Below are 9,122 nucleotides of genomic sequence, written 5' to 3'. Positions count from 1 at the left end.
GTTCAAATGATCCCAAGGTAGAACCTGACGATAGTTTTGAAAACATGCAGCAATTGGCAAAAGAAAAGGGGTATACCTTTCCCTATTTGTTTGACGAGACTCAGGAGGTAGCCAAAGCTTTTGGTGCTTTAAAAACCCCGCATGTATTTGTGTTGGAGAATAAGAACAATGCTTTTGTGGTAAAATACATTGGAGCAATTGACGACAACAGCGACGACGAGAAGGCTGTTACTATTAAATATGTTGAAAGAGCCATTTCGCAATTAAACGATGGAGCAAATCCTGACCCTTCAAGCACCAAGGCAATTGGGTGCACCATCAAATGGAAAAAAGTCGAAGCCAAGAATTAAGGTAGTATTTTTAATAAATCCACTTAAAACCTGTTCATAAGATGTGAACTGCGGTTGATATCCTGTGAATTGAAAAAAAATATTTCAGCGTTTAGCATTGATACTGAAATGTTAAGCTAAGATTAATAGCATCATCACTTTGGGCTGAAAGTCCAAACTTGAAAACAAAGTTAAAAGAATAGATAGGCCTGTAGTTACTTTTACACCATGGAAGGAACCGGAGAACGAGTAAACCGAGATTTTAGAAGAAAAACCAAGGCAGACCTGGCATTTGCGGGTTTAGAGAATGGCAAATTGCCTCCTCAGGCGGTGGAGTTGGAAGAGGCTGTTTTGGGTGCATTGATGTTGGAGAAGGATGCCTTAACTTCAGTTATTGATTTATTAAAACCGGAATGTTTTTATAAGGAAGCACACAAAAAGATTTACGAAGCCATACAGCAGCTTTTTTCGGAGAGCCAACCGGTGGATATTTTAACTGTAACGCAAAAGTTGAGGTCTAATGCGGCCTTGGATTTTGTGGGTGGACCGTATTATATTTCGCAGTTATCCAATCGGGTATCATCGTCGGCAAATACGGAGTACCATGCCAAAATTATTTTACAGAAGCACATTGCCCGGGAGTTGATTCGTATTAGTACGGAGACTATTCAGGATGCTTATGATGATACTACCGACGTATTTGATTTGCTGGATAAAGCTGAAACCAATTTCTTCAAAATTGCTGATGGAAATATTATCAAGAGCTACGATCGTATGTCGACCTTGGTTCATTTGGCGGTTAAACAAATTGAGGTGGCTGCTTCACAAGCCGACGGAGGTTTAACCGGTGTTCCATCCGGATTTACGGAGATGGATCGGTTAACGAATGGTTGGCAGAAATCGGATTTATTGATTTTAGCTGCTCGTCCGGGTATGGGTAAAACGGCTTTTGTTTTGAGTATGGCTCGAAACATGGCAGTTGAATTTCGTCGTCCGGTTGCAATATTCTCCCTGGAGATGTCGAGTATACAGTTGGTTGCCAGGTTAATTTCTAGCGAAACCGGCTTGTCGAACGAGAAGTTGAAAAAGGGAAATTTAGAGCCATTTGAATGGGAGATTTTGCACAATCGAATTGCCCGGTTGGCTGATGCTCCTTTGTTTATTGATGATACGGCCCAATTGTCGGTGTTTGAGTTGAGAGCAAAATGCAGAAGGTTGGCACAACAACATAATATTCAATGCGTTATTATCGACTATTTGCAATTGATGACTGCCGGTGGAGCAGAAGGAAAAGGTACCCGTGAACAGGAAATTTCTACCATATCCAGATCGTTAAAGTCTTTGGCTAAGGAGCTAAGCATCCCGGTTATTGCCTTAAGTCAGTTAAGCCGTTCGGTGGAGCAGCGTGGCGGGGATAAAAAACCAATGTTAAGTGACTTACGTGAATCGGGTGCGATTGAGCAGGATGCCGACATGGTTATGTTTATTTACCGTCCGGAGTACTATGGATTAACGGAAGATGCAGACCAACGTTCCATGGCAGGTGTGGCTCAAATTATTGTTGCCAAAAACCGTCATGGAAAGACAACCGAGATTAATTTGAAGTTTATAGACCGGTTGGGAAAATTTGCTGATTTGGATAGCTTAAACGACGAGTATAGCGAAGGTGGAAGTTTTGGTGGAGCATTGGCACCATCCAGGGATTTTGATTTACCATCGCCGGCACAAACCATTACCCGTGGTTCGAGAATGGATGATATTGCCGATTCGGAAGTGCCTTTTTAAAATAAATGCCAAGGATAATTTACCAAAGGTAGAGGTTCCGTTCGGGCAGGGATAGAAGTGGAAAGCCCACAGACGCCCGCAGCGCTAGCCAGGGCGGCGAGGACTTGGAACGTATAGCCCGGCCATGAGCCTTGCTAATGTTTGTTCAAAGAATAACTTTTTATGCGAATGGGCCCGCCTAATAAAAAAACTATTCCCCATTCAAATCAACCAACACTATCCGGCCCTCCTGGGTGGTTAAGCTTTTTTGAACACCGCCAACGAAACGGGTTCCGGTACTGTCAAATGAGCCTAATCCGGCCCAAACGGCGCCTCCGGTATACTGATTACTATTCGATTCATTGAAATAAGTCAATCGTTTTTTGTTGCTTCCATCGGTATTCATTATCCACCAATCTGTTCCTTTGGCCGAACTTTCGGTGCTGCTCATATAAACAATGCGTTGTCCGTCAGGGGTGTAAAAACCATGTTCATTGTAATCCTTTTCGGTTAGTTTTTTTACATCGCTTCCATCCAAATTCATGGTATAGATATGCTCATCCAGAAAGGAAAATTGGTTCATGCAACTGCAAAAAATAATCCGATTTCCATCCGGAGAAAAGCCATAGGCTTCGTAAAAGGCATCTTCGCCGGGTTTGATACTATGAATGTTTTGAACGACCGGGATGCTATCTGTTCCAAAACTGAAATCGGCTACATTAATAACCCAATAACCTGCATTTTGCTTGGGCACCAGCAGGTTGGGTTGTTTCACCCGGTGAGTCCAGCATAGTTTGGTTCCATCGGGTGAAAACCTGGGTGCTATAACTCCGTGATCGTAGTCGTTGGGTATGTCCACTATTTTAAAAAACCGGGTACCCTGGGTGTTGGCAATCCAAATATCGCAATACGCTCCAAAACCGGGTAAGGCATCAGTAGAGGAACCCGGATGGGTAGCCTTTTCAACCACCATTACCACCCATTTGCCCGAAGGATGCCAGGCCGGGTTGGAAATATGACGGTTAGGAAGTTCGGCCTTGTCGCAACTGATGCAAAACTTATCGGATCCATCCGGAAGGGAGATATGTACATCGTAATACGAATCACTTCCCTTGGTGGAATAAACAATTTTGCCATTTGGGTTGGGCGACCAATGACAATCCAGTCCATCCTCCAGAAAAGTTTCTACCGTGGTAATTGCTGTAAATGGTTGTTTTTTGCAGGCTGACAGGCTTAATGATAACGCAAAAAACAATAGCCCAACTTGCCTCAACGTATCCTATTTGGAAGTGCAGGTATATCCTTTATCGGTGTAGGTGCTTTTGTCTTCACTTCCACAAACTTCTTCTGATGGCGGATTGTTATAAGTACAAGTATATCCCTGGGACTCAAAATAGGCTTTCCAGGCATCTACGGAAGCTCCATCTAAAATGGAATCTCCATCGCATCCGGCAACAATAACAAATCCATTGGTGCAGGTTCCGCATTTGCGTTGGCAGTCGTAACAACGGTTACACGAAAAAAGTGCAATGCTAAGTAAGGAGAAAAGAACAAAAGCCAGGTTTTTCATTTTTCAAATAGTTTGGTTTCCAAAGATGAAAAAAAAAATGATAGTAAAATTGACTATGCTGATCTTGTGGGTTTTTTCCTTAATAAGGTTGAGGTTAAGGATACTATTGTTTTGAAAAATTAGGCGGGCCCCCTTCCGCCTCCGATGGTTTATTGTAGCTCCCAATAATTGTGCATGGCGTTCGGGTCACGCTATCGCCTGTAGTCCTCGTCCACCTAGGCTAACGCCGTAGGTGTCCTGTGGGCTACCTGGCTCTATCGTTGCCCGGGTGCAACCTAGAAAATTGACTGCGAATCAAAGTTTTGGCTCTGTCTAGATCTTTTGCTTAAGTCTGTTTGCTTCCTCTCAGGGTTTTAACAGTATTAACTTACACAGGAAGTAAAACACTCAACAAATGGATTTGGATAACTGACTGAAAATGCTTGGAAAAAGCAGAAATCATCCCTTATTTTTGTTCCATGAAAGAACTGAAAGTCCTTACGCTGGGAATTGTCTTGTTAGTTTCGGCTTGTGGGAATGAACCCAAACAACCCGATCAGCCCAATCCGGAGCCTAAGGAAGAATTGGAGTCTATCTCCATCCCAACATTTGATGAAAATAAAGCCTTTGACCTGGTTAAGAAACAAGTCAGTTTTGGTCCCAGAGTTCCTAACAGTAGTGGACATCAGAAATGTGGCGATTGGATGGTTGCCGAGCTAAAAAAACTGGCCGATACGGTTATTCAGCAAAAGGCTACCGTTTTATCGTTTGACAAAAAGCAATTAAAGGCCCGAAACATCATTGCCAGCTTTAATTCTGCCAATACGGAAAGGGTTATGCTATGCGCTCACTGGGATACCCGCCCTTTTTCGGATCAGGATCCAACTACCAAAAACAAGCCTATTGACGGGGCTAATGATGGTGGTAGTGGAGTGGCAGTGTTGATGGAACTAGCCAGGCTTTTTAAGGAAAATCCGCCTCGAATTGGGGTAGATCTTGTTTTTTTCGATGCCGAAGATTATGGTCAACCCGATGGAATGGGGCAGGAACAAATGCCTGATAGCTATTGTTTAGGTTCTCAGTATTGGTCAAAAAACCCCCACGTTCCGGGATATAGACCGAGGTATGGTATTTTATTGGATATGGTTGGAGGGCCTAATGCGGTTTACACTCAAGAAGGAGGTTCGGTACAAAATGCAGCATCTATTGTGACGAAGGTGTGGAATACCGCTGCACGTCTTGGTTATTACAACCGTTTCTCCAATGAGCTTACCCAACCCATTGTGGATGACCATTATTATATCAATCAATTGGCTGGAATTCCTACCATTGATATTATTGAACACGACCGAAGCACCCCTTCCAATTTCTATAAATATTGGCATACTTTGAACGATACTCCTGAAAATTTGGATAAAAACTCCCTCAAGGCTGTTGGACAAACCTTGTTGGATGTGGTTTATAGAGAGAAATAAATACGTTATGAATAAAGGGAAGTACGGTTTTTGGTGGTGGATGGTTTGCCTGGTGTTATCCGGATTTCCATTCTTTGGTTGGACTCAATCCGGTTTTCGGTTGCCGGTGGATATCCCCATTTTGTTGTCGGGAAATTTCGGCGAGGTTCGAAACAATCATTACCATGCCGGATTGGATATACGCACCAACTCTCAGGAAGGTCTACCTATTTATGCTGTTCAGGATGGTTATGTGAGTAGGGTACGAGTAGGTCCGGCCGGATATGGAAAAGCATTATACATTACCCATCCCAATGGCAAAGTAAGTGTTTATGCCCATTTAAAAGAGTTTAACGGTGCTATTGCCGATTATGTGTTTAAAAAGCAATGTGATGCAGAGCGGTTTGAGATTGAATATTTTCCTGCCGCCGATAGTTTGCAAGTTAAAAAGGGTGATTTGGTTGCATTTTCCGGAAATACCGGTAGCAGTGCCGGACCCCACCTCCACTTTGAAATTAGGGATGCTGCTACCGAAGAAATCATTAATCCCCAGGAAGAAGGTTTCCGAATCAAGGATCAGGTGGCGCCGGATGTTTCTTCCATAACCATATTCCCGCTCCAACCCGGCGGAAAGGTAAATGGCTTGTTGGGTAATAAAAGTTTTCCGGTAAGTACCAAAACCGGATTAACCATTGGACCGGTAATACAAGTAACCGGAAAAGTTGGAATAGGAGTTTCGGCAACCGACCGCGCCAGTGGGTCGTCAAATGCCAATGGGGTGTATTCCCTTGCCTTGTTTATTGATAGTCAGCTGGTATTTAAGCAAAAGCTGGATAAGTTTGCCTTTAGCGAAACCAGGCAGATTAACGGATTAATTGACTTTGAAGGAAAAATGCATGGTAAAGGGACTATACAAAAACTCTTTGCTCAGGGTTGTGTAAATTTCTCAGGCATTGAGAAAGGTCCGGGTTGGTTATGGAAAAACGATGGGAAAATACACCATGTCTCCCTAATTGTTGGAGATATTGAAGGGAATTTTAGGGAAGTAAAGTTTAAGTTACAGTTTAATGGTTTGGAACCAACCGATCGTTTAATTGGAGGAAAACCTATTCCTTGTGCAGTGCCCGGTTTTTATAAAGACAATGACCTGCATATTCTATTTCCTGAAAATTCCTTGTTGGATACCCTGGATTTTACGGTATCTAAACTTCCCAAACCGGCGGGTGCGCTTAGTCCGGAATATGTTTTAGCCAACCCTTACATTCCGGTGTATCAGCCGGTGAGTGTAGCTATTCGGATAGCCGGTGATATTTCCGGACCACTTCGCGAAAAAGTAGTCATGGCATACCGAAGCGGTTCCGGTTCCTGGTCCTATGAAGGCGGAACCTTGCGAGGCAATGAAATAACCCAAAAAGTAAAGCATTTTGGTAGTTTTTGTGTGATGTTGGATACCATTAAACCACGAATTACGCCGGTTACCATTTATTCCAAGGGCGGAATGTATCAGGAAAGCGAATTTATGTTCAAGATTGGAGATAACTTCAGTGGTATTGCCAACTACCGTTTGGAGGTAAACGGACAATGGGTTTTGGTTGAATACGATGCCAAAACAGCTCGTTTGTTCGGAAAAGTAAAAAATATCAAGGGTGCAAAGCTAAGTCCGGGTAGCTACCGGGTTAAGCTGGAAGTATGGGATCAATGTAAGAACAAAGCTGAATGGAACGGCGTTTTTAATATCAAGGATTAGCATGGAAAATTGCGAAGAAATTTTACTCCAAACCAAAGCCTTAGTGATTGAAGTCGGTGCTTATATCCGGCAAGAATCCAAGGTGTTTGACCGCAGCCAAACTGAAACCAAGGGCTTGCATGATTATGTTAGTTATGTGGATAAAACTTCCGAGCAAAAATTGGTTGCTGGGCTCGAAAAAATTTTCCCTGAGGCCGGATTTATTGCCGAGGAAAACACTAGTAGCCGTCAAGGTGAGCGATACAACTGGATTATTGACCCCTTGGATGGCACCACCAATTTTATTCATGGTTTACCTTGTTTCGCCATCAGTGTGGCTTTGGTAGAAGACCAATCGCCCATATTGGGAATAATTTATGAAATTAACCTGGATGAGTGCTTTTATGCGGCTAAAGGTTTAGGGGCCTGGTTAAACGGAAAACCTATACGGGTTTCTGAAATGTCTGCCATGGAAGAAAGTTTTTTAGCAACCGGTTTCCCATATAAAAACTATGGTAGGTTAAACCCCTACATGGATTTAATGAAATACCTGCTCAACCATACCCGTGGAATCAGGCGTTTGGGTTCTGCGGCTACGGATATGGCTTATGTAGCTTGCGGACGCTTTGATGCCTTTTACGAGTATGGATTAGCGCCTTGGGATGTGGCAGCCGGAATTATACTCATTCAGGAAGCCGGGGGAGAAGTGAGCGACTTTAAGGGAGGAAAGGATTATTTGTTTGGAAAGGAAATCAACGCCAGCAATGGTAAAATTCACCGGGATTTAGGAGAGGTTATAGCCCGGTTTATGAATCAAAGCCAGGATTAAATTAAACCGGTCGCCATGGATGCCATCCGTAAAATAGAAAATGCACATGTGTTTCTTTGGTTAATCAAAGATTTGTGCTGGTGTATGCTAAGCCGCACCTTGGGTATGCTGATGGTGTTACCGACTGTTTTTTTAGCCATTTATATCACTTACCGCTATTGGAACAACCCGTCGGAGCGCTACCATAATCTGGCTGTAGTTTGTTGGATTAGTGCCAATTCCACTTGGATGGCAGGTGAATTCTATTTCGATGATGGTTTGCGAAACTATGCTTTGGTGTTTTTTCTAATAGGAATTGCCTTGGTAAGCTATTATTACCTGAGTTTGCTTTTTAAAAAGAAAGAAATTTAACCATGAACATTGCCGGAAATCTTGCCCATATACTTCAACAATTGCCACCAACTACCACCTTGGTTGCAGTTACAAAAAACAGGGCACTTGCAGAGGTTGAACAATTATACCGATGCGGTTACAAGCAGTTTGGCGAAAACCGGGTACAGGATTTGGTAGAGAAGTACCAACTCTTACCCAAGGATATCCAATGGCATTTGATTGGACATTTACAAACGAATAAAGTTAAATACATTGCCCCATTTATTCACCTCATTCATTCGGTGGATAGCTTGAAGTTGTTACAAACCATTGACAAGGAAGCCCGGAAAAATCAGCGGGTTATTGCATGTTTGCTGCAATTCCATGTGGCCAAGGAAGAAACCAAGTTCGGACTCGATTGGGAAGAGGCAACCGGCTTGTTAGGTTCACTCGAATATGCCGGCCTAACACATGTACGTTTGGCCGGGATTATGGGTATGGCATCCAATACCGACAATCAGAGCCAAATTGCCGGGGAGTTTCAAACCTTGCACAAGTATTTTACCGATTTGAAGAAGGAATACTTTTTACATGATGCCGGGTTCAAAGAAATAAGCATGGGCATGAGTAGCGATTATCTGTTAGCTGTGGAGCATGGAAGCACCTTGGTAAGGGTTGGTTCAGCCTTGTTTGCCTAGGCGTTTGCGGGTATAAATTCCAAAATGCCGGTTTGCCGGGAATTGGTTAAAAGTTCCATTCCCCTTCCAACGATTAGATTAATTGGTGAAAAGAACAAGAGCCATCGTCCAACCTGGAAATTATGGCGAAGTATAATTGGATTATTTCCAATTGGCAGTAGGTGTAAGGTAAAAGGAGGGTCTACCGCAAAGGTCAATCGGCCTGAATAGATAGTTTTTTGAATTCCTGTTAGGCGGGCTCCCTTCCGCCCAACCAACTACGTGTTAAATCCCAAAAACCTGCACAGGCGTTCGGGTCACGCTTTCGGCTGTAGTCCAAGCCCACTCCGCTAGGCGCTGCGTTGGCTTGGAGCTACTTGCCTCTATCGTCAGTTTGTCTAAAAACCACCTTTAGACGCCATTTTTCGTTTAATATCCTTCAAAATGGTTCGATTTAAGAGCATCTAATTTGAAAAATATAA

General features: G+C 43.2%; 9 protein-coding genes. 7 read left to right on the top strand and 2 right to left on the bottom strand.

Going from position 1 to position 9,122, the window contains the following annotated elements:
* A partial coding sequence (locus K1X82_13830) for a redoxin domain-containing protein (GenBank protein ID MBX7183185.1) occupies positions 1-350 on the top strand: 350 nt, incomplete at its 5' end.
* A 207-nt stretch (positions 351-557) separates the two neighbouring features.
* A complete protein-coding gene (dnaB, locus tag K1X82_13825) occupies positions 558-2,114 on the top strand; it encodes a replicative DNA helicase (GenBank protein ID MBX7183184.1) in 1,557 nt (518 codons plus the stop codon).
* Positions 2,115-2,304: 190 nt separating this feature from the next.
* Here the strand turns inward: dnaB and K1X82_13820 are convergent, their stop codons facing one another.
* Together K1X82_13820 and K1X82_13815 are read right to left on the bottom strand one after the other, a co-directional pair.
* Entirely contained in the window at positions 2,305-3,348 is a 1,044-nt protein-coding gene (locus K1X82_13820; GenBank protein ID MBX7183183.1) for a hypothetical protein, read from the bottom strand.
* 24 nt (positions 3,349-3,372) lie between these two features.
* A complete protein-coding gene (locus K1X82_13815; protein MBX7183182.1) occupies positions 3,373-3,663 on the bottom strand; it encodes a hypothetical protein in 291 nt (96 codons plus the stop codon).
* A 458-nt stretch (positions 3,664-4,121) separates the two neighbouring features.
* On the opposite strand from K1X82_13815, the gene K1X82_13810 reads away from it, so the two are divergent.
* From K1X82_13810 to K1X82_13790, 5 genes are read left to right on the top strand one after another with little or no spacing between them, the layout of a single operon-like run.
* Positions 4,122-5,117 (top strand): M28 family peptidase, encoded by a 996-nt coding sequence (locus tag K1X82_13810; GenBank protein ID MBX7183181.1) that lies wholly within the window; start codon positions 4,122-4,124, stop codon positions 5,115-5,117.
* Positions 5,118-5,124: 7 nt separating this feature from the next.
* The gene (locus K1X82_13805) at positions 5,125-6,843 is read left to right on the top strand and encodes a M23 family metallopeptidase (protein ID MBX7183180.1); all 1,719 of its coding nucleotides are present in this window, start codon (positions 5,125-5,127) and stop codon (positions 6,841-6,843) included.
* A 1-nt stretch (position 6,844) separates the two neighbouring features.
* Complete coding sequence (locus K1X82_13800) at positions 6,845-7,651, top strand: inositol monophosphatase (protein ID MBX7183179.1); 807 nt, start codon at positions 6,845-6,847, stop codon at positions 7,649-7,651.
* A gap of 15 nt (positions 7,652-7,666) precedes the next feature.
* Positions 7,667-8,002 carry a hypothetical protein gene (locus K1X82_13795; GenBank protein MBX7183178.1) on the top strand — a complete coding sequence of 112 codons (336 nt, stop codon included), beginning with the start codon at positions 7,667-7,669 and terminating at the stop codon, positions 8,000-8,002.
* 2 nt (positions 8,003-8,004) lie between these two features.
* Complete coding sequence (locus K1X82_13790) at positions 8,005-8,661, top strand: YggS family pyridoxal phosphate-dependent enzyme (GenBank protein MBX7183177.1); 657 nt, start codon at positions 8,005-8,007, stop codon at positions 8,659-8,661.
* Positions 8,662-9,122: the final 461 nt, after the last annotated feature.

Source organism: Bacteroidia bacterium, assembly GCA_019695265.1.
Lineage (GTDB): Bacteria > Bacteroidota > Bacteroidia > JAIBAJ01 > JAIBAJ01 > JAIBAJ01.
Note: the sequence above shows the minus strand (reverse complement) of the source record. Positions and strands in the feature narration are given on the sequence as shown.